Annotated in this window: 42 protein-coding genes and 1 pseudogene; 19 read left to right on the top strand and 24 right to left on the bottom strand. The window is 45.7% G+C overall.

The window, feature by feature from the left end; genetic code table 11:
• Positions 1–75: 75 nt before the first annotated feature.
• The 15 genes and pseudogenes from RS881_RS53830 (at position 76) to RS881_RS53900 (ending at position 9729) form a co-directional block, all read left to right on the top strand.
• Positions 76–753, top strand: a complete 678-nt coding sequence (locus RS881_RS53830) for an alpha/beta fold hydrolase (RefSeq protein WP_315818338.1) — start codon at positions 76–78, stop codon at positions 751–753.
• 448 nt (positions 754–1201) lie between these two features.
• Entirely contained in the window at positions 1202–1531 is a 330-nt protein-coding gene (locus RS881_RS53835) for a hypothetical protein (RefSeq protein WP_315818339.1), read from the top strand.
• Between the two features lie 8 nt (positions 1532–1539).
• Positions 1540–2001: a hypothetical protein gene (locus RS881_RS53840; protein WP_315818340.1), complete on the top strand. Its 462-nt coding sequence runs from the start codon at positions 1540–1542 to the stop codon at positions 1999–2001.
• 47 nt (positions 2002–2048) lie between these two features.
• Positions 2049–2432, top strand: a complete 384-nt coding sequence (locus RS881_RS61195) for an argininosuccinate synthase domain-containing protein (RefSeq protein WP_350340354.1) — start codon at positions 2049–2051, stop codon at positions 2430–2432.
• 50 nt (positions 2433–2482) lie between these two features.
• Positions 2483–3184, top strand: a complete 702-nt coding sequence (locus RS881_RS61200; RefSeq protein ID WP_350340047.1) for a hypothetical protein — start codon at positions 2483–2485, stop codon at positions 3182–3184.
• A gap of 86 nt (positions 3185–3270) precedes the next feature.
• Entirely contained in the window at positions 3271–3738 is a 468-nt protein-coding gene (locus tag RS881_RS53850; protein WP_315818341.1) for a hypothetical protein, read from the top strand.
• A 20-nt stretch (positions 3739–3758) separates the two neighbouring features.
• Entirely contained in the window at positions 3759–4253 is a 495-nt protein-coding gene (locus RS881_RS53855; protein WP_425476410.1) for a hypothetical protein, read from the top strand.
• Positions 4254–4273: 20 nt separating this feature from the next.
• Positions 4274–5386: pseudogene (locus tag RS881_RS53865) on the top strand (aspartate aminotransferase family protein).
• A 293-nt stretch (positions 5387–5679) separates the two neighbouring features.
• On the top strand, positions 5680–6546 hold the full coding sequence (locus tag RS881_RS53870) for a Rossmann-fold NAD(P)-binding domain-containing protein (RefSeq protein ID WP_315824923.1): 867 nt from the start codon (positions 5680–5682) through the stop codon (positions 6544–6546).
• Between the two features lie 9 nt (positions 6547–6555).
• On the top strand, positions 6556–6951 hold the full coding sequence (locus RS881_RS53875; protein WP_315818344.1) for an amino acid kinase family protein: 396 nt from the start codon (positions 6556–6558) through the stop codon (positions 6949–6951).
• 20 nt (positions 6952–6971) lie between these two features.
• The gene (locus RS881_RS53880) at positions 6972–7148 is read left to right on the top strand and encodes a hypothetical protein (RefSeq protein ID WP_315818345.1); all 177 of its coding nucleotides are present in this window, start codon (positions 6972–6974) and stop codon (positions 7146–7148) included.
• The gene (locus RS881_RS53885) at positions 7121–7342 is read left to right on the top strand and encodes an amino acid kinase family protein (RefSeq protein WP_315818346.1); all 222 of its coding nucleotides are present in this window, start codon (positions 7121–7123) and stop codon (positions 7340–7342) included. Before RS881_RS53880 ends, RS881_RS53885 begins: the two co-directional genes overlap by 28 nt.
• Positions 7332–8432 (top strand): M20 family metallo-hydrolase, encoded by a 1101-nt coding sequence (locus RS881_RS53890; RefSeq protein ID WP_315818347.1) that lies wholly within the window; start codon positions 7332–7334, stop codon positions 8430–8432. The genes RS881_RS53885 and RS881_RS53890 overlap by 11 nt, the downstream gene beginning before the upstream one ends.
• Positions 8429–9400, top strand: coding sequence for an argininosuccinate lyase (locus RS881_RS53895; protein WP_315818348.1), 972 nt, complete (start codon positions 8429–8431; stop codon positions 9398–9400). The genes RS881_RS53890 and RS881_RS53895 overlap by 4 nt, the downstream gene beginning before the upstream one ends.
• 50 nt (positions 9401–9450) lie before the next feature.
• Positions 9451–9729 carry a hypothetical protein gene (locus tag RS881_RS53900; RefSeq protein ID WP_315818349.1) on the top strand — a complete coding sequence of 93 codons (279 nt, stop codon included), beginning with the start codon at positions 9451–9453 and terminating at the stop codon, positions 9727–9729.
• Positions 9730–9948: 219 nt separating this feature from the next.
• On the opposite strand, the gene RS881_RS53905 is transcribed toward RS881_RS53900, so the two are convergent.
• From RS881_RS53905 to RS881_RS53915, 3 genes are read right to left on the bottom strand one after another with little or no spacing between them, the layout of a single operon-like run.
• A complete protein-coding gene (locus RS881_RS53905) occupies positions 9949–10986 on the bottom strand; it encodes a toprim domain-containing protein (RefSeq protein ID WP_315818350.1) in 1038 nt (345 codons plus the stop codon).
• Entirely contained in the window at positions 10961–11140 is a 180-nt protein-coding gene (locus tag RS881_RS53910; RefSeq protein WP_315818351.1) for a hypothetical protein, read from the bottom strand. The genes RS881_RS53905 and RS881_RS53910 overlap by 26 nt, the downstream gene beginning before the upstream one ends.
• Positions 11141–11169: 29 nt before the next feature.
• A complete protein-coding gene (locus RS881_RS53915; protein ID WP_315818352.1) occupies positions 11170–11928 on the bottom strand; it encodes an ATP-binding protein in 759 nt (252 codons plus the stop codon).
• 247 nt (positions 11929–12175) lie between these two features.
• Between RS881_RS53915 and RS881_RS53920 the strand changes: the two genes are divergently transcribed.
• Positions 12176–12709, top strand: a complete 534-nt coding sequence (locus RS881_RS53920) for a MerR family transcriptional regulator (protein ID WP_315818353.1) — start codon at positions 12176–12178, stop codon at positions 12707–12709.
• A gap of 129 nt (positions 12710–12838) precedes the next feature.
• Here the strand turns inward: RS881_RS53920 and RS881_RS53925 are convergent, their stop codons facing one another.
• The 12 genes from RS881_RS53925 to rsfS all read right to left on the bottom strand — a co-directional run bounded on the left by RS881_RS53925 (position 12839) and on the right by rsfS (position 19412).
• Positions 12839–13933: a mechanosensitive ion channel family protein gene (locus RS881_RS53925; RefSeq protein ID WP_315818354.1), complete on the bottom strand. Its 1095-nt coding sequence runs from the start codon at positions 13931–13933 to the stop codon at positions 12839–12841.
• Positions 13934–14046: 113 nt separating this feature from the next.
• Positions 14047–14685, bottom strand: coding sequence for a hypothetical protein (locus tag RS881_RS53930; protein WP_315818355.1), 639 nt, complete (start codon positions 14683–14685; stop codon positions 14047–14049).
• Entirely contained in the window at positions 14669–14884 is a 216-nt protein-coding gene (locus RS881_RS53935) for a hypothetical protein (protein WP_315818356.1), read from the bottom strand. The genes RS881_RS53930 and RS881_RS53935 overlap by 17 nt, the downstream gene beginning before the upstream one ends.
• A gap of 5 nt (positions 14885–14889) precedes the next feature.
• Positions 14890–15033 carry a hypothetical protein gene (locus tag RS881_RS53940; protein ID WP_315818357.1) on the bottom strand — a complete coding sequence of 48 codons (144 nt, stop codon included), beginning with the start codon at positions 15031–15033 and terminating at the stop codon, positions 14890–14892.
• Positions 15030–15734 carry a UDP-2,3-diacylglucosamine diphosphatase gene (locus RS881_RS53945; RefSeq protein ID WP_315824924.1) on the bottom strand — a complete coding sequence of 235 codons (705 nt, stop codon included), beginning with the start codon at positions 15732–15734 and terminating at the stop codon, positions 15030–15032. The genes RS881_RS53940 and RS881_RS53945 overlap by 4 nt, the downstream gene beginning before the upstream one ends.
• 8 nt (positions 15735–15742) lie before the next feature.
• On the bottom strand, positions 15743–16027 hold the full coding sequence (locus tag RS881_RS53950) for a gamma-glutamylcyclotransferase family protein (protein ID WP_315818358.1): 285 nt from the start codon (positions 16025–16027) through the stop codon (positions 15743–15745).
• Positions 16024–16185 (bottom strand): hypothetical protein, encoded by a 162-nt coding sequence (locus RS881_RS53955; RefSeq protein ID WP_315818359.1) that lies wholly within the window; start codon positions 16183–16185, stop codon positions 16024–16026. The genes RS881_RS53950 and RS881_RS53955 overlap by 4 nt, the downstream gene beginning before the upstream one ends.
• A 155-nt stretch (positions 16186–16340) precedes the next feature.
• A complete protein-coding gene (locus RS881_RS53960) occupies positions 16341–16715 on the bottom strand; it encodes a LutC/YkgG family protein (RefSeq protein WP_315818360.1) in 375 nt (124 codons plus the stop codon).
• 216 nt (positions 16716–16931) lie between these two features.
• The gene (ftsH, locus tag RS881_RS53965) at positions 16932–18254 is read right to left on the bottom strand and encodes an ATP-dependent zinc metalloprotease FtsH (RefSeq protein WP_315818361.1); all 1323 of its coding nucleotides are present in this window, start codon (positions 18252–18254) and stop codon (positions 16932–16934) included.
• A 49-nt stretch (positions 18255–18303) separates the two neighbouring features.
• Positions 18304–18510, bottom strand: coding sequence for a hypothetical protein (locus tag RS881_RS53970; protein ID WP_315818362.1), 207 nt, complete (start codon positions 18508–18510; stop codon positions 18304–18306).
• 98 nt (positions 18511–18608) lie between these two features.
• Positions 18609–18902 (bottom strand): ATP-dependent metallopeptidase FtsH/Yme1/Tma family protein, encoded by a 294-nt coding sequence (locus RS881_RS53975; RefSeq protein WP_315824925.1) that lies wholly within the window; start codon positions 18900–18902, stop codon positions 18609–18611.
• A 225-nt stretch (positions 18903–19127) separates the two neighbouring features.
• On the bottom strand, positions 19128–19412 hold the full coding sequence (gene rsfS / locus RS881_RS53980) for a ribosome silencing factor (RefSeq protein ID WP_315824926.1): 285 nt from the start codon (positions 19410–19412) through the stop codon (positions 19128–19130).
• A gap of 293 nt (positions 19413–19705) precedes the next feature.
• Between rsfS and RS881_RS53985 the strand changes: the two genes are divergently transcribed.
• From RS881_RS53985 to RS881_RS53995, 3 genes are all read left to right on the top strand, one after another.
• Entirely contained in the window at positions 19706–20140 is a 435-nt protein-coding gene (locus RS881_RS53985; protein ID WP_315818363.1) for a biotin--[acetyl-CoA-carboxylase] ligase, read from the top strand.
• 94 nt (positions 20141–20234) lie between these two features.
• On the top strand, positions 20235–20537 hold the full coding sequence (locus RS881_RS53990; protein ID WP_315818364.1) for a hypothetical protein: 303 nt from the start codon (positions 20235–20237) through the stop codon (positions 20535–20537).
• 150 nt (positions 20538–20687) lie between these two features.
• On the top strand, positions 20688–20888 hold the full coding sequence (locus RS881_RS53995; RefSeq protein ID WP_315818365.1) for a hypothetical protein: 201 nt from the start codon (positions 20688–20690) through the stop codon (positions 20886–20888).
• A 537-nt stretch (positions 20889–21425) separates the two neighbouring features.
• Here RS881_RS53995 and RS881_RS54000 read toward each other — a convergent pair.
• The 9 genes from RS881_RS54000 to RS881_RS54040 all read right to left on the bottom strand — a co-directional run bounded on the left by RS881_RS54000 (position 21426) and on the right by RS881_RS54040 (position 25639).
• Positions 21426–22211, bottom strand: coding sequence for a DUF5777 family beta-barrel protein (locus RS881_RS54000; RefSeq protein ID WP_315818366.1), 786 nt, complete (start codon positions 22209–22211; stop codon positions 21426–21428).
• A gap of 25 nt (positions 22212–22236) precedes the next feature.
• Complete coding sequence (locus RS881_RS54005) at positions 22237–22401, bottom strand: hypothetical protein (protein WP_315818367.1); 165 nt, start codon at positions 22399–22401, stop codon at positions 22237–22239.
• 14 nt (positions 22402–22415) lie between these two features.
• Positions 22416–22823, bottom strand: coding sequence for a hypothetical protein (locus tag RS881_RS54010; protein WP_315818368.1), 408 nt, complete (start codon positions 22821–22823; stop codon positions 22416–22418).
• A gap of 122 nt (positions 22824–22945) precedes the next feature.
• Positions 22946–23338: an OB-fold protein gene (locus tag RS881_RS54015; RefSeq protein ID WP_315818369.1), complete on the bottom strand. Its 393-nt coding sequence runs from the start codon at positions 23336–23338 to the stop codon at positions 22946–22948.
• A gap of 96 nt (positions 23339–23434) precedes the next feature.
• Entirely contained in the window at positions 23435–23662 is a 228-nt protein-coding gene (locus tag RS881_RS54020) for a hypothetical protein (RefSeq protein WP_315818370.1), read from the bottom strand.
• A gap of 448 nt (positions 23663–24110) precedes the next feature.
• Positions 24111–24341: a hypothetical protein gene (locus RS881_RS54025; RefSeq protein WP_315818371.1), complete on the bottom strand. Its 231-nt coding sequence runs from the start codon at positions 24339–24341 to the stop codon at positions 24111–24113.
• Positions 24342–24373: 32 nt separating this feature from the next.
• Entirely contained in the window at positions 24374–24568 is a 195-nt protein-coding gene (locus RS881_RS54030; protein ID WP_315818372.1) for a hypothetical protein, read from the bottom strand.
• A 63-nt stretch (positions 24569–24631) separates the two neighbouring features.
• Complete coding sequence (locus RS881_RS54035) at positions 24632–25045, bottom strand: tetratricopeptide repeat protein (protein WP_315818373.1); 414 nt, start codon at positions 25043–25045, stop codon at positions 24632–24634.
• A 141-nt stretch (positions 25046–25186) separates the two neighbouring features.
• The gene (locus tag RS881_RS54040; protein WP_315818374.1) at positions 25187–25639 is read right to left on the bottom strand and encodes a hypothetical protein; all 453 of its coding nucleotides are present in this window, start codon (positions 25637–25639) and stop codon (positions 25187–25189) included.
• Positions 25640–25675 lie beyond the last annotated feature (36 nt).

Below are 25675 nucleotides of genomic sequence, written 5' to 3' on the forward strand. Positions count from 1 at the left end.
CTATTTTACCATCCGCAATGATTCTGTCTCCCTTTTTGCGCCACCACCGGTGCCGATACCTTGCCCCCTTTACTCATGATACACGGAGCACCTGGCGCCTGGTATGGCAGTCGTAACCTCCTGGATGATTCCGTATTACAGCAGCACTTTCACATCATTGCAGTTGACCGCCTGGGCTACAACAAGTCACGCTTCAAAGGCAAACGGAAATCTGTTACCTCCATCACCACCCAGGCCATTGCCATCCATGAAGCCATGCGCCTAAACCGGTCCCATAAACCCGGTGTGGTAATGGGCAGTTCCTATGGGGCACCCATTGCAGGGAAAATCGCTTTGGTATACCCTACCGAATTCAATCACCTCGTCATGCTGGCGGCAGCCATCGACCCCGACAAGGAAAAGTTCTGGTGGTTCCACCCTTTTATTAATGGCGGACCGCCTTACTGGCTCTTTCCCCGTTTTATGAAAAGCGCTACCGACGAAAAATTTACCCATGTAGAAGAGCTACGCAAGCTACTGCCCGAGTGGAAAAACCTGAAAGTGCCCGTGACGGTTGTTCAAGGAGGGGAAGACAATATCATAGAACCTACCAACTTCGATTTTGCCAAACAAATACTACAAGGCAAACTGGCCAATTTCATCTTCTTGCCCAATGCCGGCCACCTCATTCGCCTGCAAAGACCTGATATTGTGCGATCTATCTTACTCAATCCTTTGCCTGGGGCATCCGGTGCAACCAGTGCAGGAAACTAAAAACACCCGGCTTTTATCACCAATTATTATTGATTTCAGACAGCTACACCAGGCTGCAGGCTAGCCACAGCCGTTCACACAAACGCTTGTTTGCTGGTTTTTATGGAATTAGCTAAAATTTTACATTAAAAATCCCCCGCATCCTAAAAAATGTTTTCTTTGCGGTGTCAAAAGTATAGACTCAAAATTTCATTAGGAAAAAGAAATGCAAAAAAATCTCACCATAATACTCGCTGATGTAGTAGCGCAAAGCGTTATTACTATAGTGCGTGGGGTTTTTGCTGTACAACTCCGTACAGATTTTGTTAGTCGCCCGGTCCCCGTTAGGGTGCGACGTTGATACTCATTTACCATAGTATCCCTTTAGTAATGGAACTATGCTCCCCTAACCCGGGATTCGTGTCTCCCGCAGTGTTCACTTCTACTGCATTTGTTCACATTTATAGTCTTGTCTAACATGGAAACGCAACAACAGTTCCAGATACTTATAGCCAATGAAACTCATCTTGACTTCGCTCAGATCATTTGCGACGAGATGGCTTCCTCTGCCAAAGCCCGTGGTACCGGTATCGCCAAACGATCACCGGAATACATCCAGCAAAAAATGCGGGAAGGGAAATCTGTGATCGCCTTTAACCAGGATGGTATATGGGCCGGTTTTTGTTATATCGAAACCTGGAGCCATGGCGAATACGTAGCCAACTCGGGCCTCATCGTAGCCCCTTCTTTCAGAAAGGGGGACTGGCCAAGGCCATTAAGAAAAAGATATTCGAGCTAAGCCGTAAGTTGTATCCCGAATCCAAAATATTTGGACTTACCACCGGCCTGGCCGTCATGAAGATCAATAGCGAACTGGGTTATGAACCCGTGACCTATTCCGAACTCACCCAGGATGATGCCTTCTGGGCAGGCTGTAAAAGCTGCGTCAATTACGAGATCCTAATGAGCAAGGAAAGGAAGAACTGTATGTGTACTGCCATGCTCTATGACCCCAAGGACCATTATGAGCCGGAAGAAACCAAACAATTCTTTGAAGAGAAGAAGGGCATCCTGGAACGCTTACTGCGTATCAAACAATGGAAATTCCTGCAACCTTTCCTGAAAAAGATAAAGATGACAACAGTGCCAAAATGGTGCAGGCCACCAGGAAGCGATCCCTGTTGCAGTACTTCTTTAGCTTGTAATCGGGAATTACCTTTTAATAACATTCGATATTATAACCAGCATACATCAGCAATGAAAAAATAGTATTAGGATTCAGCGGCGGACTTGACACTTCCTATTGTGTAAAATACCTGGGTGAAGACAAAGGTTATGAAGTACACAGCATCATCGTTAATACCGGTGGTTTTAGTGAAGAAGAGTTAAAGCAGATTGAAGCCCATGCCTATAAGCTTGGCGTTAAAACCCATACTACTGTTAATGCTGTAAAAACTTATTACGACCGGATCATTAAATACCTGATCTATGGTAATGTGTTAAAGAACAATACTTACCCTTTGAGCGTAAGTGCCGAAAGGTTAAGCCAGGCCGTTCATATTGCCGAGCATGTGCAAAAGCTGAAAGCAGATGCAGTAGCCCATGGTAGTACCGGCGCCGGCAATGACCAGGTGCGTTTTGATATGATCTTTCACATCATGATCCCCGGCGTAGAGATCATTACCCCATCCGCGACCTGAAGCTGAGCCGTGAAGCCGAGATCGAATACCTGAAGGCCAAAGGCGTGGATATGAATTTTGCCAAAGCCATGTACTCTATCAATAAAGGCCTTTGGGGTACCAGCGTAGGCGGTAAAGAAACCCTTTCATCCAAAGGCATGTTGCCCGAAGAAGCCTGGCCTACACAAGTTACCCAAACTGGCAGCCAGGAGGTAAAGCTAAGCTTTGTAAAGGGTGAGCTGAAAGCAGTAGATGGTCAATCATTTGCCCATCCTTCAGAAGCCATTCAATACCTGCAAACCATTGCCGGCCCTTATGGCGTTGGCCGTGACATCCATGTAGGCGATACCATCATCGGTATTAAAGGTCGTGTAGGTTTTGAAGCCGCTGCTCCCATGGTGATCCTGAAAGCACACCATGCCCTCGAAAAACATGTACTCACCAAATGGCAACTCAATTGGAAAGATCAACTGGCCCAATTCTATGGCAACTGGTTGCATGAAGGTCAGATCATGGATCCAGTAATGCGCGATATTGAAGCCTATCTCGAAAACTCCCAGCAAACCGTAACAGGTGATGTATTTGTACAATTACTGCCTTACCGTTTCCAGGTAATGGGCATCGAATCACCGTTCGACCTGATGAGCAGCAAGTTTGGAAAATATGGTGAAATGAATACCGGCTTTACTGGTGAGGATGTACGCGGATTCAGCAAAATATTTGGCAACCAGACCTCAATCTGGACTGCTGTACAGGAAGAGAATAAGAAATAAGCTTCGGGCCTGAACACTCGCTCGCCTTCCCGCCGAATGGCGGGATGAGGTTATTAAAGAGCCGCTGGCTCAAAATTGAAAATGGTATGAGTAAGAACATCAAAGTTGGAATCGTAGGAGGAGCAGGTTATACCGGTGGTGAACTGATCCGTTTGTTGGTACACCATCCGTATGTAGCTGTTTCCTTTATTCATAGCCGCAGCAATGCCGGCAAACCAGTATATGCCGTTCATGAAGACCTGATCGGAGAAACCGATTGGCAATTCACCGGCGATCTGAACCAGGATGTAGACGTAGTATTCCTCTGCGTAGGTCATGGTGAAGCCAAGAAGTTCCTGGCCGAAAACCCGTTTGATGAGCGTATTAAGATCATTGACCTTTCCCAGGACTTCAGGTTGTCTCGCAGCTCGCAGCTCGCGGCTCGCAGCTTTGTTTATGGGTTGCCCGAGCTGAACAGAGATGCTATCCGGTCAGCTTCCAACATCGCCAACCCTGGCTGTTTTGCTACTGCCATTCAACTTGGTTTACTCCCCTGGCCAAAGCTGGGTTACTGAACCATGTATACACTACCGGCATTACCGGGTCTACCGGGGCTGGCCAAAGCCTCAGCGCCACCTCCCATTTCAGTTGGAGGGCCAACAATATCCAGGCTTATAAAACACTGAATCACCAGCACCTGAATGAAATTGGCGAGTCGTTATTACAACTACAACCCAAGGGAGAAATCGATGTGAACTTTGTTCCCTGGAGAGGCGATTTTACCCGTGGCATTTTCATCAGCTCACAACTGGATTGCGACCTCAGCGAACAAGAACTCAACAAGCTGTACACTGATTTTTATGATGGCCACCCCTTTACCACAGTAAGCAAACAACCCGTATTCTTAAAACAGGCTGTTAATACCAATAAATGCATCATACAAGTGGAAAAAGTGGGTACCAAACTGGTAGTACACTCCATCATTGATAATTTATTGAAAGGCGCTTCCGGCCAGGCTGTGCAGAACATGAACCTGTTGTTTGGCCTGGATGAATGCGCAGGGTTGAAGTTGAAGGCTAATTATTTTTAAATACCATTTAAAAGTATTCCATGAAGTTATTTGACGTTTATCCCATCAACGACATCACCATTGTAAAAGCAAAAGGCTCTTACGTTTGGGATGCAACTGGCGAACAGTACCTTGACCTGTATGGCGGTCATGCTGTAATATCTATTGGCCATACCCATCCTCACTACGTACAACGATTAACCGATCAACTCAATAAAGTAGGTTTTTACTCCAACTCCATCCGCATTCCCTCCAGGAAGAGCTGGCGGCTAAGTTGGGCAAAGTATCCGGCAAGGAAGACTATCATCTGTTCTTGTGTAATTCAGGAGCTGAAGCCAATGAAAATGCCTTGAAACTGGCCTCTTTCTTCAATGGTCGCAAAAAAGATCATTGCTTTTAAGAAAGGATTCCATGGCAGAACTTCCCTGGCCGTAGCCGCTACCGACAATCCAGCCATTGTAGCGCCGGTAAACCAAACCAACAATGTGATCTTCCTCCCCTTCAACGATGAAGATGCATTGGAGGCTTGCTTCAAGGCTCAGGGAGCCGACATTTCTTCCGTTATCATAGAAGGTATACAAGGTGTAGGAGGTATCAATGTAGCATCGGTTACCTTCTTGCAAAAGATCCGTCACCTGTGTGACGAATATGGGGCTGTTTTCATTGCCGACAGTGTGCAGTGTGGCTATGGCAGAAGTGGTAAATTCTTCTCCCATGATTTTGCCGGTGTCAATGCAGATATCTATTCCATGGCCAAAGGCATGGGTAATGGATTTCCTGTAGCAGGTATTATCATTGCTCCCCATATCCAGGCCAAACATTCCATGCTGGGCACCACCTTTGGCGGTAACCACCTGGCCTGCGCTGCCGCCCTCGCTGTACTGGAAGTAATAGAACAGGAAAACCTGGTAGCCAATGCAGCCGAAGTAGGTACCTACCTCATGCAACAACTAAAAGCCATCCCCGAACTCAGAAATGTAAGAGGCCGTGGACTGATGATCGGATTTGATGTACCTGAAGAACTGAAAGACCTGAAGAAAAATCTCCTCTGGAAGCATAAGATATTTACCGGAGAGGCCAAACCTAACGTAATCCGTTTACTGCCTTCCCTGGCTTTGCGTAAAAAGATGCCGATGAGCTACTCGAAGCCGTGAAAGAGGAAATTGCAGCGCTGGCCAATCAACCAACCAACGTATAATTCCATAACCAGGACCTGAGTAAACAACTTTTCATGGGATACCTTCAGCACATTCCCATGTTTATTGTTTACCTGCTCATAGCATGTACGATCATCGCTTTATTCAGAAAATGGAAGAAAGGCCAAACAAAGAATCATGAATAACTTTATCTCTGTTCACGACGTTACCAATATTGATGCATTGGTAAAAAAGCACTGGCTTACAAAGCAGATCCGTTAAAAGATAAAACCCTGGGCGCTCATAAACGCATAGGCCTCCTGTTTCTTAATCCCAGTATGCGTACCCGTCTTAGTACACAGATAGCGGCGCAAAACCTGGGCATGGAAGCCATCGTTTTCAATGTTGGCCAGGAAGGCTGGGCCCTCGAATTTGAAGAAGAGGCCATCATGAGCGGTAGTACCGTAGAGCACGTAAAAGATGCTGCCCCCATTATGGGCAAATACTTCGATGTACTGGCCATACGTACCTTCCCTTCCCTGAAGAACCGGGATGACGATTACAGCGAATTATTCATCAAGCAATTCATAAAATATGCAGGAATTCCCGTGGTAAGCCTGGAAAGCGCCACCTTACATCCCCTGCAAAGCTTAACAGATATTATTACCATTCAGGAAAGCCTTAGCCTCCCCGCATCCGGAGTAGTGAAGGGCAAGCGACCCAAGATCGTATTGACCTGGGCGCCCCACGTAAAACCATTGCCCCAGTGCGTGGCCAATAGTTTTTCACAATGGGTCAATGCCTGGGGGCAGGCCGATTTTGTGATCACCCACCCCGAAGATTATGAGCTGGATACCCAGTTTACCAATGGCGCTACCATTACCCACGACCAGGACGCCGCACTGAAAAATGCCGACTTTGTATACGTGAAAAACTGGAGTACATTCAATCACGAATATGGTCGCATTTATACCAATGATCCGGCTTGGATGATGACCAATGAAAAATTGGCCCTTACCAACAATGCCAGCGTTATGCACTGCCTGCCCGTAAGAAGGAATGTAGAACTGAGCGATGAAATTCTGGATGGACCCAACAGCATCGTAACCCAGGAAGCCTCCAACCGCGTATGGGCTGCACAAGCCGTATTGGCCGGGATTTTAAAAGCAAAACATTAAACAGGGAATTTGGAAAAGCTATTCGTAGTCAAGATTGGCGGTAATATCATAGATGATGATGCTAAACTAGCTGCATTCCTTACCAACTTTGTTGCTATCCAGGGCAAAAAGATCCTGGTGCATGGCGGTGGTAAATTAGCTACCCGCTTGGCCGAAGATATGAAGGTGCCCCAGCAAATGATCGATGGTCGAAGGATCACCGATGCCGAAACCCTCAAGATTGTAACCATGGTGTATGCCGGTTACATCAACAAAAATATAGTAGCCCAATTACAAGCCCGTGGCACTAATGCTATTGGCCTAAGTGGTGCTGATGGCAATGCTATCCAGGCTCACAAAAGAGTGCATCCAACACTCGATTATGGCTTTGTAGGCGATGTAGAAAGCATCAATGCCCCCTCCTGAAAACTTTACTGGATCAGGACATGGCCATTGTACTGGCGCCCATTACACACGACAAACAGGGATTACTCCTCAATACCAATGCCGACACCATTGCACAGGAAACCGCCAAAGGATTGAGCCAGCACTTTGATGTGCAACTCATCTACTCCTTTGAAAAAGCGGCGTACTATTGGATGCCAATGACGACAATACCGTGATTAAAGCAATTACACCGGCTTACTACCAACAATTGAAAAACGAACAAAAGATCTTTGCCGGCATGATCCCCAAGCTCGACAATGCATTTGCCGCCCTCAACAGCGGTGTAAAGAAAGTGATCATTGGAAAAGCCGAACAGCTACAACAATTAATTGCCGGAACCTCTGGCACAACCATTATCAATGAGCAGTGATCGTATCAACATATTACAGGAGCAGGCCATTGCCTTGCTGAAACAACTGATTGCCACCCCTTCATTCAGTAAAGAAGAAGACCAGACAGCTGCCATTTTAGACCTCTTTCTAAAACAGAACGGTGTTATTAGATACCGAAGGCTCAACAATATTTTTGGTTACAATCGCCATTTTGATACGGCCAAGCCTACCTTGCTATTAAACTCCCATCACGATACAGTAAAACCTAATCCTAAATACACCAAAGACCCGTTTTCTCCAATTGTTGAAGATGGGAAGTTATATGGGTTAGGGAGTAACGATGCCGGAGGTCCATTGGTTAGCCTGATAGCAGCTTTTCTGTATTTTAAGGATCATGAAAATCTAAAATACAACCTTGTATTGGCAGCAACAGCTGAAGAAGAAATTTCCGGACGTAATGGTATTGAAGCGTTATTGCAAGATGAGCAGTTTAATTATCCCTTCAGAGATAAAGGGATAATCGAATGCGGCATTGTAGGTGAACCCACTCAAATGCAAATGGCAGTGGCCGAACGTGGATTAATGGTACTCGATTGCCTTTCTCATGGCAAAGCCGGACATGCCGCCCGCGAAGAAGGCGAGAATGCTATCTATAAAGCCCTGGCCGATATAGAGTGGTTCCGGAATTACCGTTTCCCCAAGGTGTCTGACCTGCTGGGACCCGTAAAAATGAGCGTTACCGTTATTGAAACCGATAATAAGGCCCATAATGTAGTGCCAGCCCAATGCAAATTTGTGGTTGATGTACGCGTGAATGAGCTGTATACCTTTGAAGAAGTATTGGAAGTGATCCGTGCCCATGTACAATGTGAAGTACAACCCAGAAGCACCAGGCTTCGGTCTACTTCCATCGCTTTGGACCATCCCCTTACCAGGGCTGGCATTGCACTCAACAGAACCTATTACGGCTCCCCTACTACTTCCGATAAAGCCTTAATGCCTTTCCAAACCCTCAAGATGGGCCCCGGCGATTCCGCCCGCAGCCATACCGCCGATGAATTCATTTATATACAGGAGATTAAAGAAGGCATTGAATTGTACATCCAACTTTTAAACCAGGTATTATGAAACTTTGGCAAAAAGAAAACACCGCTATATCTGCCCAGATAGAAAAATTCACCGTTGGCCGCGACAAAGAATTTGATATCCTCCTGGCAAAATATGATGTGGAAGGCTCCATTGCCCACGTTACCATGCTGGGCGAAGTAGGATTAATGAGCAAAGCAGATGCCGATGCAGCAGTGAACGGACTTAAAGCCATAGCCAGGGAAATCGACGAGTCACGATTTACGATTGCCGACGGTGTTGAAGACGTACACTCACAGGTAGAACTATTATTGACCCAGCGCATTGGCGATGCCGGTAAGATGATCCACAGCGGTCGTAGCCGCAACGATCAGGTTGCTGTAGATATTAAATTGTACCTGCGGGCCGAAGTACTGGCCGTGAAAGAAGAAGTAAAACAACTATTCGACCTGCTGATCGCCCAAAGCGAAAAATTCAAACAACACTTATTACCTGGATACACCCATCTCCAGATCGCCATGCCCTCATCGTTTGGCCTGTGGTTAGGCGCCTACGCTGAAGGTTTGGTCGATGACCTGGAACTACTGGCCGCAGCCTATGCGGTGGCTAATAAGAACCCCCTTGGCAGTGGCGCCGGCTATGGTTCTTCATTCCCCCTCAATCGCACCCGCACCACCGAACTGCTGCATTTTGGCGCCCTGAATGCCAATTCCGTCTATGCCCAAATGAGCCGCGGCAAAACAGAACGCGTAGTAGCTACCGGAATCAGTGCCGTGGCTGCCACCTTAAGTCGTCTGGCCATGGATTGCTGCCTGTATATTAACCAGAATTTCGGATTTATTGCCTTCCCGTCAGAGCTCACAACCGGCAGCAGCATTATGCCCCATAAAAGAACCCAGACGTATTTGAGCTCATCCGTGCCAAATGCAATCGCATACAAGCTACTCCCAATGAGCTCACCCTCCTGGTCAATAACCTGCCCTCTGGTTATCACCGTGACCTGCAACTGACCAAAGAGATCCTGTTCCCGGCCATTGAAACCCTGAAAGACTGCCTGCAGATGACATGCCTCATGTTGTCTAATATGTCTGTGACAGAAAATATCCTCGATGATGCCAAATACAAATACCTGTTCAGTGTAGAAGCGGTGAATGAACTCGTTAATAAAGGCATCCCTTTCCGCGATGCTTATAAGCAGGTGGGCAACGACATTGAGCAGGGCACTTTTAACTTCGATTACAAAAAACAATTACATCATACCCACGAAGGAAGTATCGGCAACCTGTACAATGACTATATTTCGGCGGCAATGGACAAGGTGCTAACCAGGTTCAAGTAGTATTTCAAAAAAGATTTTGTGAACTGCCTGTTGCTCCGAAAGCTTTCGGGAATGAGTGAAAATCAGGATAATAAGAATCATCCCTAAAGAAAAAGCAGCCATCCAATCGAAGTGATTAGATGGCTGCTTTTTTATTGAAAGCTTCAAATAAACTGTAGCTTATCGAAGCAAACGCATACACAGCTTGTCCCGCACTGGCGGGAATTGACGATTCATCAATTAGATATCCAGCTTCGCATACTTAGCGTGGCTTTCAATGAATTCCCGACGGGGCGCTACTTCATCACCCATCAGCATGCTAAAGATACGGTCGGCTTCTGCCGCGCTCTCGATCGTTACCTGCTTCAACGTACGGCTATCGGGATTCATCGTCGTATCCCACAACTGCGTAGCGTTCATTTCTCCCAAACCTTTATAGCGCTGAATGTTAACACTGTCTTCTTTACCCGCGCCAAATTTCGTTACCCAGCCTTTGCGCTGCTCTTCATTCCAGGCGTAAGCCTGGTCTTTACCTTTCTTCACCAGGTATAAAGGTGGTTGCGCAATATAAACATAACCTTGCTCTACCAAAGCGGCCATATAACGGTATATGAACGTCAGGATCAATGTTGCAATGTGACTACCATCCACATCGGCATCCGTCATGATGATCAGCTTATGGTAGCGCAACTTAACCAGGTTCAATGCCTTGGGATCTTCAGGCGTACCTACTGTAACCCCCAGGGCCGTATACATATTCCTGATTTCCTCGTTCTCATAGATCTTATGCTCCATTGCCTTCTCTACGTTCAGGATCTTACCACGCAACGGCAAAATGGCCTGGAAAGAACGATCGCGCCCTTGCTTGGCTGTTCCACCTGCCGAGTCACCCTCAACCAGGAATAGCTCGCAACGTTCAGGATCCCGATCCGAACAATCAGCAAGTTTACCTGGTAAACCGCCTCCACTTAACACACTTTTCCTTTGTACCAGCTCACGGGCCTTGCGGGCTGCCGCTCTCGCCTGGGCTGCCAATATCACTTTGGAAATAATATTCTTTGCCTCCTTGGGATTCTCTTCCAGGTATTTTTCCAGCACTTTCGACACAGTGCTATCCACTACCCCCATTACATCACTGTTACCCAGTTTCGTCTTCGTTTGACCCTCAAACTGAGGCTCAGGCACTTTTACCGAAATGATCGCGCTAAGGCCCTCGCGGAAATCATCCCCTTCAATCTCTACTTTGGCTTTCTCAAAAAAGATTTTCCCGGTCGCCATACGATTTGAACATACGCGTAAGCGCCCGGCGGAACCCCGATACGTGCGTACCGCCTTCAATCGTATTGATATTATTGACATAAGAATAGATGTGCTCATTGTAGCTATCATTGTACGTAAGCGCTACTTCTACTGCTACATTGCTCTTTTTCATCGCGGCCTTCCACAAATATGATCCGGGGATCAGGGGCTGCGGCCAGCGTTCTTATCAAGCATTTCTACAAACTCTACAATACCCCCTTCACTATAGAAGGTCTTGCTATAAGTAACATCCGATTCATCCTTTTCACGCAGATCATTCAGCACGATCCGGATGCCTTTATTCAGATAGGCCAGCTCACGCAAACGGCCTTCCAGGATATCCTTCTTATAAACACTTACTGTAAATATGCTCGTATCAGGCCAGAAATGAACCTTCGTACCTGTTTCATCAGATACACCAATCTCCCGAACAGGGTATTGAGGTACACCAATGCGATACTCTTGCTCAAAGATCTTTCCTTCACGCTGTACCGTTACCTGTAAAACAGTACTTAGCGCGTTCACACAACTTACACCCACACCATGCAAACCACCGGAAACCTTATAAGTATCCTTATCAAACTTACCCCCGGCATGCAACACCGTCATTACGATCTCCAGCGCACTCTTTTGCTCCTTCGTATTGATCCCCGTAGGGATACCACGACCATCATCTATTACCGAGATCGAGTTATCCTCGTGGATCGTAACCACAATATTTTTACAATAACCCGCCAGCGCTTCATCTATCGAGTTGTCTACTACCTCATATACCAGGTGATGAAGGCCTTTTTCGCCAACATCGCCGATATACATGGCAGGACGCTTACGTACCGCCTCCAACCCTTCCAGTACCTGTATACTATCTGCTCCATATCCATTGGTGGCGGGGGTAAGAATTTCCTTGGTTTCTGTATCCATAAATGCTTGTGAAAATGCTTGTGAAAGTTAAGAATGTTGATTCCCGCAAATGTACGAAAATTAAGGCTTTCGGACGCTTTTAAGGGGCCATTTTATGCACCTTTTTCACCGTTTAACCCCTTGTTTTTGAGCCAAAAAAACACCCGTTTTAACACCTGTTTTAAACAAGGTTTTAACCCCCTCAACATTCTTCATAATTTTACTGCACGATATTTGTTATGAAATAACCGCTACCCATTCAATAACTATGGATTCAAAAAACCTCAACCAAATTACTTTCGACTTTTCCGATGCGCAACCGCAGGAAAATGCCTCTGTGGGCGTAAGGGTAAAATCACTCAAACCCGTAGAGCCGCCAAAGGAAGAAGAACCACCCCCTCCTGTTACTCCAGCACCCGCCCCGGTAGCTAAACAGCCCATAAAAAAGTCTACCAGGGGCCGCAAATCCCTCAAAGCACTCGATGCCGAAGCCGATCTGGTCAACATTCCAGCCGATGAGGTCCTTTTCCAAAGACAGTACTATGCCATTGGCGAAGTAGCCGAAATGTTTGGCGTAAACCAATCTTTGCTTCGTTTTTGGGAAAATGAGTTTGATATCATCCAACCCCGCAAGAACCGCAAGGGCGACCGCCATTTCAGGCCTGTAGATATTAAAAATCTGGAACTGATCTATGACCTCCTCCGTAGACGCAAATTGACCATCGAAGGCGCAAAAGACTTCCTGAAGAAGAACAAACAAGGGCGCGAGAGCTTTGAACTCATCCAATCCCTCCAAAAATAAAAGAATTTCTCCTCGAAATAAAAGCTTCACTGTAAGTAAGCTACAATCCATGAGCTTTGAGCTGCAAGCTCAAAGTAGCATGATTTATTTCCACCAAATAAGCCTCGAAGCCAGCAGCTCACACCTACTTTATCCCTCCTTCATGATTACTATATTCGGCTCTCTACCAGCCAGCCTAATACCCATTTCCTTCATCATACCAATGATCACTAGATTTACCTCCTGCCTAAGACTATTGAAATCAGCTACAGGGATCGTTGCCGTGAAAAACTCCACATTCACCAGATAAGTATCCTTCACAATATCCGACAGAAATACCGTATAGTTTTCTACCACCCCATTACGCTGCTGAAACAACTGTTGAATGCGCAGGATCAACTGATTCACCACCTCATGAGAAGTATCGTTATTCAACTCCAATTGAACAAATGCCCGACGCTGCGTACGCAACGAAAGATTATCCATAATACTGTCCACCATTTGCTTATTGGGCATGGTCACGTACGTCTTCTGGTCCGTACGGATACGCGTACTACGCAAACCTATCTTTTCCACCGTACCCGTAATCGACTGCACCTTCACCAGGTCACCCACCATGAATGGTTTATCAAAAAAGATGATGAACGAAGCTATCAGGTTTTCCAGACTCTCCCGCGTAGCCAGCGCAAGAGCAGCACCACCAATACTTAATGCCGTAATGAGATTCGTGATCGGGTAATGAAAAGCCAGCTTCAACACCATCAACACACCCATGATCACCACAATCGCCTTAAAGAAATCCTTAAAGAAAACCACCAACTGATTGTCTGTCTGGTCTGGCGTCAGATCAGCCTTATGCTGCAGTATCATCGCTACAAAATCAATAATACGAAGCAACAGCCAGTTAAACGTAACGATCATCACAATGATCGCAACCCCATCAACCAGCCCATGTAACTGTATTTTATACAGTTTAATATCAAATATTTTCGGAAAATTGAGCTTGTCCAGCGATACCACACAAACCAGCAACAACAGGAACGTTTCCAGGGGAGAAACCACCAGGTTCACAAACGATTTCTTATCCACCCCACTGGCCAACCTTTGAATGATACGGTAAAGAAGTCCCGCAATATAACGTGAAAGATATCGCTTGAATAATAGTGCCAACAATATCGACCCGCCTACCAATAAATAGTTTCGGATCATATTATCAAGAAAAACGCCATCCAGGAATTTGTCCATGCTGCAAATTTAAACAAATCAACTTTGCCATCTCAGCCAAATAGCGAAATCTCCAATTCAGGCAAAGGTCAATAAAAAGCCATCGAAGCAAAAGCCTTGCTGGTTCACGAATTTCAACGGTAAGTATAGATCTCCAGCTGGTGATCACGTAGCAGGTACAAATTACCAGGCATGATCTTTATTTTCCGGGCATCGCGCATCGCAGCCGGTATGGGGTATTGTTGCAGGTTTAAAGTACCGGGCTCATACCGGTATAAAATACCGGCATCCCTGCCAAAAAGTATATTATTGATAACCGAAAAATCCGTCCAACCCGTTAAACGAATGCGATTCTTAAACGCACCGTAATAATCAAACACATAGACCCCTTTATCAGCGTCATACAGGTACAACTGTTTATTCTGATCTACTATAAACGAAGGAGAAGGCGTCGAGTCAAAGATCAGCCGGAAATCCGTCGATTGGTCAATCAGCCGCCCATCTTCTCCAATCCGTTTCAGCTTACTTTCCAGCTCATCAAATACCCAAATATTATTGTCATACGCCTGACCAATAGATCTTACCTGGAACAACTGCCGCCGGCGCAAATCCAGCGTAGACCGCGTATTCAGAAACCGGTCCAGCGTTACTACCGTCCCAAAATCCTTAAAATACAACAATACCTTAAGCGGATTCGTCACATCTATAAAATGGATCTTTCCATACTGCCTTACATTATTGAATACAGCAATAGAATCACCACCCGGACCCATCTTTTTTTAATTGCCCCGATTGACTAAGCACATAAATATTGCCCAGGTTGTCTACTGTAAAGTCCGTGAACGTTCCGGCGATCTTTTGTTGCAAAATGAAAAACGAATCGGCTGAGGCAATAGAAACAGAAGTAGAAGTTTGCCGTGCCTTGCCAGTAAGACAAACATGAATAAGAAGAAATAATATCGTTACCCTCATCAGCATTAGCGGGTCGTTTGTCCCCTGATGATCTTTTGCTCTAGTTCCGGGTACCTTGATTGCAGCGTGAGTGCATTTCCATCAAATACCGCATACGTATAATAACGTATCCAATCACCTAGATTGATATACCGGCTATCATCCTTCATAATATAGTCAATGGGTAAGTGACGGTGTCCGAAAATAAGATAATTAAAATGCTTTTTTTCAGTACCCCCTTGCAATATATGATCAGCCATTCCCCTACTTCCCCAAAGAATTTTTCGTCCGTTTGTCCTGTCATAGCCCTGCTGCGGCGGCTCATATAATTGGCCAGCCCCATGCCAATATAAGGTGGTAGGATGCCAAATAACCAGCGACAAACTGGGTTCCTGAATACCTTTTTGATGAACTTATAACCATGGTCTCCCGGTCCTAATCCATCCCCATGGCCTATCAGGAAAGATTGCCCATTAAATTCAAATTCCTGCGGCTCAAAATAGACCGGGATATTCAATTCCTTTTGGAAATAATCCGTCATCCACATATCATGGTTGCCCACAAAGAAATGCACAGGTATACCCCCATCTGTGATCTCCGCCAGCTTGCCCAATAAACGCACATACCCTTTGGGCACTACTATCCGGTACTCGTACCAGAAGTCGAACATATCCCCTACTATGAAAATTACAGCAGCATCCTCCTTTACTTCATCCAAAAACTCAACAATCCGTTTTTCCCGTATTAAACTCGCGGCCGCATCCGGCGCACCAAGATGAAAGTCAGAAAGGAAATATATTTTTTTCCAGCGGGTATGTTCATAGCGAATAATCAAAAGTGAATGCCTTATCAGGCTTTTCGTTGTCAGCATTCCATACACTAAAAGAACCCTTGGTTTCTCTTCTCCTGCTGATCCCGGTATTGCAATACACTGCCCGAACTGATTACCGGCTTATCCGTGATCTCCTGGTTATACCAATAGATCCAGGCCAGCACCTCTTGATCATTGATCACAACATTGACCGGCTCTCTACGATACAACGGTAGTTCTCCAGCTTCAGGGAAAATACCTTCATAATCATCTAGTTGGCAGATGGCCCAGGCAAACTCATCCTTATTGTTCAATTGATACAATTCCCCGGTGATCCAGGCCCCTTCATTCACCGGAACTGCCGCCGGATATTCCCCATATCAAACAATTTACCCTTTACTTTAGCGGGACCCACCAGCGTAAAATAGCGACTTATATAAGCATATGCCGGATGGTGGAACCCACTCAACAACGAGCCATACACAAAGAGTTGATATATTTCAGAAGCCATAATGTGAAATGTAAGCGATGAAATGTGAGACGTAAAAGCTAAGACCGTTTTCACGTTCCCTTCTCACCTAAAGATAAACAGCAATTATATAATTAAGGCATCGCCTTATTGATCTACCAGGAATACATACACTTCCTTAGGACCATGTACACCTACTACCAGCGTTTTTCGATATCTGCTGTGCGGCTGGGTCCTGTGGCAAAAGTGATTAATGAAGGGAGTTGGGCGCCATATTTTTCCTTCGCCTGCTGCAAGCCATCCTTAATGTCATATACCAGTTGACTGGTATAGGCAATGCAGATATGTATCGGAGCATAAACACTTACCGTCCTGCCGCTTTCCTGGCCAGCACTCAGTACAATAGATCCTGTTCTGGCCACCAGCCACTCACAGCTGGTAATGGCTGCATCGCAACTGGCCACATCCGGATGCGTGTAATGATCAAAACCATTCAATGCCAGGTCGCGCTTCAATACCCCTTCCCGGCAGTAGATCTTTTCCCATTTGTTATGCGTCGTAACATATTTCAATTGCTCGGCCAGTTCCTGCTGGTTGAGACAAAAACAAACTTACCCTGGAGCCTGGAAAACTGTTCGGCAAACTGCACTTCCAGCTCTTTTTGCGAAGGTTGGAATACCGAACTGTTACCTTCACTTTGCGGAAAGGAAGAGGCGTTGACTGTGTCAACGCCTTCCGTATCTTCTTGAGAATACTTTCCCTTGCAGGAGAAATGTTCATAATTTCAATTAAGTAGAAGGATGATTCGTCACATTGCTGTCATATGGTGGAACGCCTTCACTGATACTACTTTCTTCTGCACCATGTGAAGGATTACCATCCACATCCAGTATTTTCTTTTCACCATAAGGACGTTTGCCGATCAGTGCTTCCACATCACTTTGGAACAATACTTCTTTACTTAACAAAGCCTCTGCCAGTTTTTCTACCTGTGCTTTCTTTTGAACCAATAATTCCTTTGTTTTGGTATAAGCATCTTCTATCAGCTTTCTCACCTCATCATCGATCAGGCGCGAAGTTTCTTCCGAATAAGGCTTGGTGAAAGAGTTCTCTGCAGCAGGATCGTAAAAGCTTACATTACCCACTTTTTCATTCATGCCATAAACAGTGATCATCGAATAGGCAATACGCGTGATCTGCTGCAGGTCATTCTGCGCACCCGTAGATATCTTGCCAAAGAAGATCTCCTCACTGGCGCGACCTCCCAATGTCATGCAAATCTGATCAGTCAGCTGATCCGTATTGTACAGGTATTGTTCTTTAGGAGTATACTGCGCATAACCCAATGCTGCCACCCCTCTCGGTACGATCGTCACTTTCAGCAGCGGGTAAGCATGCTCCAGGAACCATCCGCAAATAGCGTGACCCGCTTCGTGGTAAGCGATGATCTTCTTTTCGTCAGGAGAAATGATCTTATTCTTCTTTTCCAAACCACCAATTACACGGTCTACCGCATCTTGGAAATCTTCCATTTCTACCGACTGCTTGCCTTTACGGGCAGCAATCAGGGCTGCTTCATTACAAATATTCGCAATATCTGCACCCGCAAATCCCGGTGTCTGTTCAGCCAGCTTATAGATATCTACTTTTTCAGAGATCTTGATAGGTTTCAAATGCACCTTAAAGATATGCTCACGGCCTTTCAAATCGGGCTTATCAATAGATATCTGACGGTCAAAACGCCCTGGACGCAGCAAGGCCGTATCCAATACATCCGGACGGTTCGTCGCAGCCAGTACAATAATACCGCTCTCACCACTAAAGCCATCCATTTCAACCAGTAATTGGTTCAAGGTACTTTCACGCTCATCATTACTCATCATCGCATTCTTACCACGGGCGCGACCAATAGCGTCAATTTCATCAATGAATATGATACAAGGCGCTTTTTCGCGGGCCTGTTTAAACAAATCCCTTACACGGCTCGCGCCCACCCCAACAAACAGCTCCACGAAGTCCGAACCACTCATCGAGAAGAACGGTACCTGTGCTTCACCGGCCATCGCTTTAGCCAGCAAGGTTTTACCCGTACCGGGAGGACCTACCAGCAAAGCTCCCTTGGGTATTTTACCACCCAGGGCCGTATATTTTTAGGGTTCTTCAAAAGTCAACGATCTCCATTACTTCCACTTTCGCCTCATCCAATCCGGCTACATCAGAGAAGTTAATGTTTACTTTAGTGCCTTTATCGAATAAAGTAGCCCTCGATTTACCAATATTGAAGATGCCGCCGGGGCCACTGCCACCACCTGCACTTCCACCCATTTTACGCATCAGCATTACCCATATGAGGATAATAACCACCAACGGAAGCAGGAATTGGATAATAGACGTAAACCATTCTCCTTCCTGGGCAGGTTTATTAGGTACTTCTTTAATGCTCGGATGATCCTTATACCAGGTATTCAGCTCCTTTTGAACTCCTCGGCTTTAATAACCCGGAATTCAAAATGAGGGCCTTTTTCAGATACACCAGGCCATTTCTTGGATAACTGGTCCTTGTATTTCTGGTAACCTGCCTGAGTGAGGGTGATCCGGATCAGGTTTTTATTCGTAACCGTGGTTAACTTATCAATATCTCCTTTTTCTAGCATCTGGTAAAACTCCAGTTCATCAATTTCTTTGGCATCAGGGGCAAAAGAACCAAATAACTGAAAGGCTACCAGTACAGCAAATATGATTGCCCAAACCCAGTAGATATTGAATTTCGGGCCTTTACGTTGGCCATTATCCTCTCCGCGTGGGCGTAGGCGGGGAAACCGCGTTCATTCTGTCTTGACTCGTCCTGTGACATATTATACTTACTTCAGCTTGTTTTCTAATTAAGGAATATAGCGATGAAATTGTTCAAAAAACCTGTTGAAATGGCAGATTTGGAACATCTCCCGGTACACAATATCAAACATCCGGCCTTAAGAATCAAATTATTTATGTTCCTCCATGTCTGCGTCACTCCACATTTCTTCCAATTTGTAGAATTTACGCGTTTCGGGCAACATCACATGCACCACGATATTAACGTAGTCTACAAGCACCCATTGCGCTCCCTGATGACCTTCATGGTGATAGGGCGCTTCTTTAGCTGCCGACCGCACATGGTCTTCCACAAAATCAGCAATGGCTTTTACCTGAGTAGTACTGCCTGCTTCACAAATGATAAAAAAATCAGCAATAGCTTCGGGAATTTTCCGGAGATCGAGCGATATGATATGGCTACCTTTTTCTCCTGGATAGCGTGGATAATAGCTTTGAAGATCTTAGAGTTTTTAGTTAACCTGGCTACACTATTACGCTTACGACGGGTAGCTAACATTGACAATTGTTCCAATAATCTAAACGTTTTAAATGGTCAAATTGATATCCTGAATAGCAGAAAGTGCTTTGTTAGGATCCTGCTTCCCGTTTTACCAGCCCACTACGCCTTTCCTTCATTATAACAGCATAATAGCTTAAACGTTCAACAGTAATATCTATTTTCGTACAATTCAAAAATAGTAATCTTTTGCCACATCCCACTATCGGCCAACGGCTTATTATATTGCCGGTAATAGACAGCACCAACAACTATGCCATGGCCCAGGCCACTGCCGGCCTGGCTTCTCACGGAACCGTATATTTTGCCCTGCAACAGACCGCCGGCAAGGGACAAAGAGGAAAAACATGGCATACCACACCCGGCGAAAATATCATGATGAGCGTGGTTATCCAGCCCCAGGCATTGATAACCAATCAGCAATTCCTCCTTTCTGCAGCCATTGCACTCGGTTGTTATGATTTCTTTAAAACTTATGCGGGCGAAGAAACCAGTATTAAATGGCCCAATGATATCTACTGGCGTGACAGAAAGGCAGCGGGAATCCTGATCGAATCAAGGGTGGGAAATCGACAATCGATCCCGCTATTGGGCCCAAACAATCCACAATCCCCCAGCCCCTGAATCAAGGGAAAAACAACCCCCAATTGAGCCGAAACTACCCGCAAATAACCCAGTCACCATTCACCATTCACAGCTTCTTCCTCCCCGGCACGAATTGCCCTCCTGGCTCTTCGCCATCGCAGGCATGGGCATCAATATCAACCAAACCCAGTTTGCTTCCGAAGCCCTCCGCCCCGTTTCCCTGAAGCAGATCACCGGCAAAACCTACAATATCCATACCTTGGCCAAAGAACTCTGCACCTCCCTCGAAAACCGTTACCAGGCCATCCATAACCCCCAACAGCTATTGGCCGATTACCAACAAGCCCTTTATAAATTAGGACAGCCCGTAAAACTCAAAAAGGCAATAGCGTTTTTGAAACCACCATTCAGGGAGTTACCCCTTCCGGACAATTGATTACCCACGATACCCTGGAAAGACATTTTGAGGTAGGTGAAGTAGAATGGGTCTTTAAACCTTGATGCCGTAACCAACCCGCCTCTTTTGACAATCGACAATTAATTGATGTTCCTGCAACGTTTATTTGCCCTACCGTATTAAATCCGTATGAAAATAAATGCTGCCTTACTACTTCTGACCCTTTTCCTGGCCGCTTGCGATAGAAATATCTTTTCCTCACCAACCGACGAGCAGCAAGCTTATGTACCCGTATACGCTAAACCCACTGAAATCAATGATATTGCAGTAGAGGCTGAACGCCCCACCAAAAAGCAGGAAAAATTTTTTATTCCAGCATGCCCAATATGAAGCGTGCAAATGGATACATCATCAGGCCCAGCGTAAGAAGATACCTGGGCAAAGGCCTCAATACCTCCTCAAAGCCGAACTACATTATAAATATACTTCCTATAACCTCCAGGGCTGGGTAGGCTATGGCGTGGTAAACAATGTTGCAACCTGGGAAGAATACAGGAGTTTCAACCTTATCAAACATGCGGCAGGTATCCACTTTAAAATCGGTGTTCAGGAAAAACTGGCTCTGGATAGAACCATATATTGGCATTGGAGTAAGACGAAAATGGCAAGACCTTGACCTGCCCGATAATGCATCCTTTACCGTTCAACGGGGATGGTTCGGGAACCGTTTCGATGAAAAACAACACACTACTTCGCTTTACCCGCCGGTATTAGACTCTTGCTTAAACTAAGATAACAGCCTCCTTTCAACCCTTATTACCTCATTAATCTTTTTTTTTTTATCGTAAATACCCTCGACAGGTTAAATCCAAACCTGATCTCCCCTTTCCAGAAATCATCAGCCGTGGTCGTCAAAAGCCCTCTCATTCATACCAGTAGCATTCGTGAAATGCAACTGGAATACATGCCCCCTGTTTCTATATCAAACCCCAGGGCCAGCGGATCTTTGGTACCTGGTTGACGGCCCGCCAGAACAGGCGTATAATCTATTACAAAAGAGGTTCGTTTAGTAAGCTTCACCCGGCCACCTACACCCAATGCCCAGGTATTGTTGTCATCATTGGTACCTGGCACCAGGTTCCGGTGTAAGAAGATCGGATTTAATTGCAAACTAAAAGCCTCACTGAACTTACGACCAACAATCACCTCCTGGTAAAATGCCAGCCGGTGCTTGAATTTGTACACATCTTGCGGCTCCGGAAAATCCTGCGTTCTTACCGACATCCCCGTTACCAACACCACCGAAAACGGCACCCCACCCGGACCCGTCGACTGCCATACAGGTCGGTATTTGATAAATCCATCCAATTCCTTATTTACATTACTCCTGCCAATGCCAACCGTTAAACGCTTGCCCAATCCATAATCAAAGCCAAAACGCATATTGGCTTCATCAAGACCAAACAAATCCTTCACGCCATTCTTGACAGATCCAAATCGGTGCAGGATGCGCACATCCAATACCCCTTTCCCAATAAACTCCATTGAATGCGAATGCACCAAACGCGATGACTTGAATGCATTCCTGATATACTCCTTCTTCACAGTATCAGTTCCCAACTCTTTCAACAAGTCCTGATCCTGTGCATGCGTTGTTTTTACAAACAGCAATCCTGTAAGTACTATTAAACAAACGCTGATTATACGTTTCATAAGCCAGTATTATTAATCAGTGTAATTATTTATTGAGAGGTTCCAGAGCACAATCCACCGTGATAGTAACCGTATTAGAGATATTTTCTTTTACTACCGATGGTATTTTGATACCATAGTCCGACAACAGGATCGTGAAATCCGCACTCAGTTGCGGCTTACCTTGCTGTACCGTGATTTTTCCAGGCACCTCTATTTCTTTGGTTACTCCATGCAGCGTGAGCTTGCCTTTACTTTCGTACCATAACTGCCATCCTTAGTATAGTTCACTTCACCATTATTCACCACCAACCCTTTGAAATCCGCCTTGGGATATTTATCACTCTCTACATAATTCTCATTAAAATGCTCCTGCATCAGCGCTTTGGCAAATTCAAATCCTTTCATAAGCACCGCAAACTGCATACCCCCGCTTTTAGCATCCAGCACACAGGTAATCCCCTTATGCTTGGCCGCAATCGTTTCAATATTGCCTTTCGACACAAAGGATATCTTACCGTTTTTAGTAAAAAACTTATCCTGCCCGCTGGACAGTACCGATACCAATAACAGTACCTTGATTAATCCGAGAACCTGCATTTGTATTTCTATTTTATTGAATACACGTCTCAAATAATTCACTATTGCCCCTTCACTATTTGCCTCCTTTCCAAAGCAAACGACTACCGACTGCCGATTCACCGCTCCCCACCACACACCGCGTAAGCTCCACGTCCGATCCCAACAAACCCGTATCATCTTTTTTTAAACCCTGTAATCGCTCCTTTAACCGTAACATGATCACCTCGCCTAAGCTTCATGCCTTCCTGTACCTGAGCACTGTCCAACAAACACCTCACCGACGAAGCCATATCAACCGTATCACCCAACACGATCGTACAGTCCCCATCTACCTTATCTACTCCTTTTACCAATCCCTGTACAGCTAGTATTTTATTGCGGTATTTATTGTAAGCCGTGCTATCATTCGCCAAAAATTCGTTGACCAGCGTGTTGGCCTGCACCGTATAGTCGGCCGCTACAGTGGCCAGACTTTCATTGGTACGGTGGTATTCCCGATAGGCATAGATCGCTACACCAACAAGTACCACTATCACACCGATAATGATGAGCTGTTTTTTTCGCATACTATTAATTATTGGGAGTTCCGGAATCTACCCAGCACCTGATAAGCCTGATCTGTGCAGCAGGGAGTGGAGCTGCATTCCTGGGCATAAAGCCTGTTACCACGGCATTTTTATCCGGGCGGCGGCATTTTTAATCTCCGTATAGTTCGTCAGTTGTCCGGGACCATTAGTAGAACCAGCGCCATGACAGCCCTGGCAATTGGCCTGTATAATGGGCAATACATCATTCACAAAACTGGCATTCACACCAGTACAATCACTACCAAACGGGTTTAACAATTCGTCTTTATCATTCGTACAACTTATAAATATGGCCAGGCACACAGATAAGGTGATAAGAACTTTTTCATCATATTTAGATTCATTTCCTGTGACTATCCTTACGGCCATTTAGCAAGAAAGGTTGCCTCAAAAAAATCCCTGTCCTGGAAAGGACAGGGAACCAAACCCTTAGAACTTAAGATAACCCGTGTAAGAAGCGCCTTTCTGCAAAGACCTTTGCTTCTTTCAGGTTTATGTTTTCCATACGTGAATTATACATTGGGGTTTCCTTCCACACCCGAAAGAGGAAAACCAACAACGCACCAATTATTAAAATTTCCGGGAAGAAGTTATGGTGATATCAGCCCCCTGCCAGGCTTTATCAAACCGTTTTTTAACAACCGCTGCTGCTGATAATTTATGTTGCCCTACCAAGCTATTGTGTAAGCCCATCAAAGCCCAGCCATTTTCCGGAAAGGCTACCAGGTCCTCCTGGTACACTTGCTCCGCCTCAGCAAAACGCTTTGCTAACACCAATACATGACCCAATGAATGCCGTACCGAAAAACCAATCCGGCGGCTCCTGGTAATTAAGCTTATCCTCCCTGGCAGCTGCACTTAGCAAGGTTACTGCCTCATCATAGCGCCCTTCATAACTCAAAAGTTCCCCTTCCAGCGTGAGTGCTGCAATAGACACCAGATCAAGCGAACTATTGGTTTCCCATATCAATAAAGTGCGCAACGTCTCATCTGTAAGATATGCCTGCAGCGTTTTTAATTCCTGTTGCGCTTCCCGTAGCTTCCCTTCCCCGCCAATGCCATGCCCCGCGCATAATGCCAGATAGCCCGCGGATATTTCAATGACTCCCCGGGAACAGGAATAGCCAGGATATCATCCCATTTACCCAAGTGCACCAACACATAATATGGAATGATATAATAATGTTGTACCGTGCCCGATACCGCCAAGTATTTCCTATCTGCCTGGCGTGATACCCCCAGGCAGCTTCCGCTGCTTTCCCCCATTACCTGCTAAAAAGGCACAGGCAGCCAAAAATGAGTATTGTGAGGATAATACAACAAGGGATACGTGCCTTCCGACTGACATTGTATAATATAAGTACTATCAGCTACCCGGGCCTTTTCTGTAGCTGCCACCCCTTTCTGATAATGCCCCGTACGGATGTAAATATGCGCCGGCATATGCACCAGGTGCCCCGCAGCAGGCAGCATATCCAATAACCGGTCAGCGGCAGGTATACCCCGATGCGCCGTACGCGATGCTTCTACCGCATGCAGGTATAGGTGCAATGCACCAGGGTGCTTGGGAAATTGAGCCATTACCTTTTCCAGCAATCCCTCAATACCTGCCGTCCATGGTTGTGCATGGCCATCCTTCAGCCACAAGTTCCAGGGATGCTCATTCATAAGCGCATCCGCATACAATACCGCAATCTCTGCATCACCCGGATATTGTTCATACGCTTTTTCATAGCCGCCGCATACCCTTCATTAAAAGGCGTCATATCACTCACCCCTGCAGCAGGAAACCGTTTTGATAAAGCATCGATCAGGACTTGCTCCTTTTTACTCCCCCTTTACCGAATACCGCCGGGCATTCGCCAATGCCTTATTAATATCATCCAAACTTGTCGGGTTGAGCGCTGCATTGTAATTAGGCCCCAGTACCAGCGCTATACCCCACCAGCCCATGGCCGCCGTAGAATCCAGCTTGATCACCTCCTGAAAAGAACGCGCCGCCTCTCCATGATTAAATGCATACACAAGCGTAAGACCCTGGTTAAAATATTGCTGTGCCAGCCTGGAACGTGTAGTAATGCTATAATGCAGGTTACCCAATCCTTTTAACAAGGGCGCTTTAGCTCCCTTCAGTTTATATGCATTAAAAGCAGGCGTACAAATAATGGGTATCCGATTGTCTAGACCTATTGCTGGTGCGGGGGCTTTATCAAATGCCGCCAACAACACCATAATGCACAAAGCACTAAGAATAAAGCCCATTACAAGTTTACTTTTCATAAAAACTATTTCAGGTTAGTATTAGGGATAGGTCGA

The organism is Paraflavitalea speifideaquila (genome assembly GCF_032395985.1).
Classification (GTDB): domain Bacteria; phylum Bacteroidota; class Bacteroidia; order Chitinophagales; family Chitinophagaceae; genus Paraflavitalea; species Paraflavitalea speifideaquila.

Bases quoted from the DNA above. Each gene is read 5' to 3' on its own strand.
- RS881_RS53925 (WP_315818354.1), bottom strand. From the start codon at position 13,933: ATGGACAAATTCCTGGATGGCGTTTTTCTTGATAATATGATCCGAAAC.
- RS881_RS53910 (WP_315818351.1), bottom strand. From the start codon at position 11,140: ATGAAAAAGAGCAATGTAGCAGTAGAAGTAGCGCTTACGTACAATGAT.
- RS881_RS53895 (WP_315818348.1), top strand. From the start codon at position 8,429: ATGAAACTTTGGCAAAAAGAAAACACCGCTATATCTGCCCAGATAGAA.
- RS881_RS53940 (WP_315818357.1), bottom strand. From the start codon at position 15,033: ATGAAGGATGATAGCCGGTATATCAATCTAGGTGATTGGATACGTTAT.
- RS881_RS53900 (WP_315818349.1), top strand. From the start codon at position 9,451: ATGACATGCCTCATGTTGTCTAATATGTCTGTGACAGAAAATATCCTC.
- RS881_RS53995 (WP_315818365.1), top strand. From the start codon at position 20,688: ATGAAAATAAATGCTGCCTTACTACTTCTGACCCTTTTCCTGGCCGCT.
- RS881_RS53850 (WP_315818341.1), top strand. From the start codon at position 3,271: ATGAGTAAGAACATCAAAGTTGGAATCGTAGGAGGAGCAGGTTATACC.
- RS881_RS54040 (WP_315818374.1), bottom strand. From the start codon at position 25,639: ATGAAAAGTAAACTTGTAATGGGCTTTATTCTTAGTGCTTTGTGCATT.
- RS881_RS53905 (WP_315818350.1), bottom strand. From the start codon at position 10,986: ATGGCGACCGGGAAAATCTTTTTTGAGAAAGCCAAAGTAGAGATTGAA.
- RS881_RS53930 (WP_315818355.1), bottom strand. From the start codon at position 14,685: ATGGGTCCGGGTGGTGATTCTATTGCTGTATTCAATAATGTAAGGCAG.
- RS881_RS53890 (WP_315818347.1), top strand. From the start codon at position 7,332: ATGAGCAGTGATCGTATCAACATATTACAGGAGCAGGCCATTGCCTTG.
- RS881_RS53830 (WP_315818338.1), top strand. From the start codon at position 76: ATGATACACGGAGCACCTGGCGCCTGGTATGGCAGTCGTAACCTCCTG.
- RS881_RS61200 (WP_350340047.1), top strand. From the start codon at position 2,483: ATGAATTTTGCCAAAGCCATGTACTCTATCAATAAAGGCCTTTGGGGT.
- RS881_RS54015 (WP_315818369.1), bottom strand. From the start codon at position 23,338: ATGCGAAAAAAACAGCTCATCATTATCGGTGTGATAGTGGTACTTGTT.
- RS881_RS53955 (WP_315818359.1), bottom strand. From the start codon at position 16,185: ATGGCTTCTGAAATATATCAACTCTTTGTGTATGGCTCGTTGTTGAGT.
- RS881_RS53915 (WP_315818352.1), bottom strand. From the start codon at position 11,928: ATGGATACAGAAACCAAGGAAATTCTTACCCCCGCCACCAATGGATAT.
- RS881_RS53920 (WP_315818353.1), top strand. From the start codon at position 12,176: ATGGATTCAAAAAACCTCAACCAAATTACTTTCGACTTTTCCGATGCG.
- RS881_RS53935 (WP_315818356.1), bottom strand. From the start codon at position 14,884: ATGAGGGTAACGATATTATTTCTTCTTATTCATGTTTGTCTTACTGGC.
- RS881_RS53880 (WP_315818345.1), top strand. From the start codon at position 6,972: ATGGCCATTGTACTGGCGCCCATTACACACGACAAACAGGGATTACTC.
- RS881_RS53945 (WP_315824924.1), bottom strand. From the start codon at position 15,734: ATGCTGACAACGAAAAGCCTGATAAGGCATTCACTTTTGATTATTCGC.
- RS881_RS54000 (WP_315818366.1), bottom strand. From the start codon at position 22,211: ATGAAACGTATAATCAGCGTTTGTTTAATAGTACTTACAGGATTGCTG.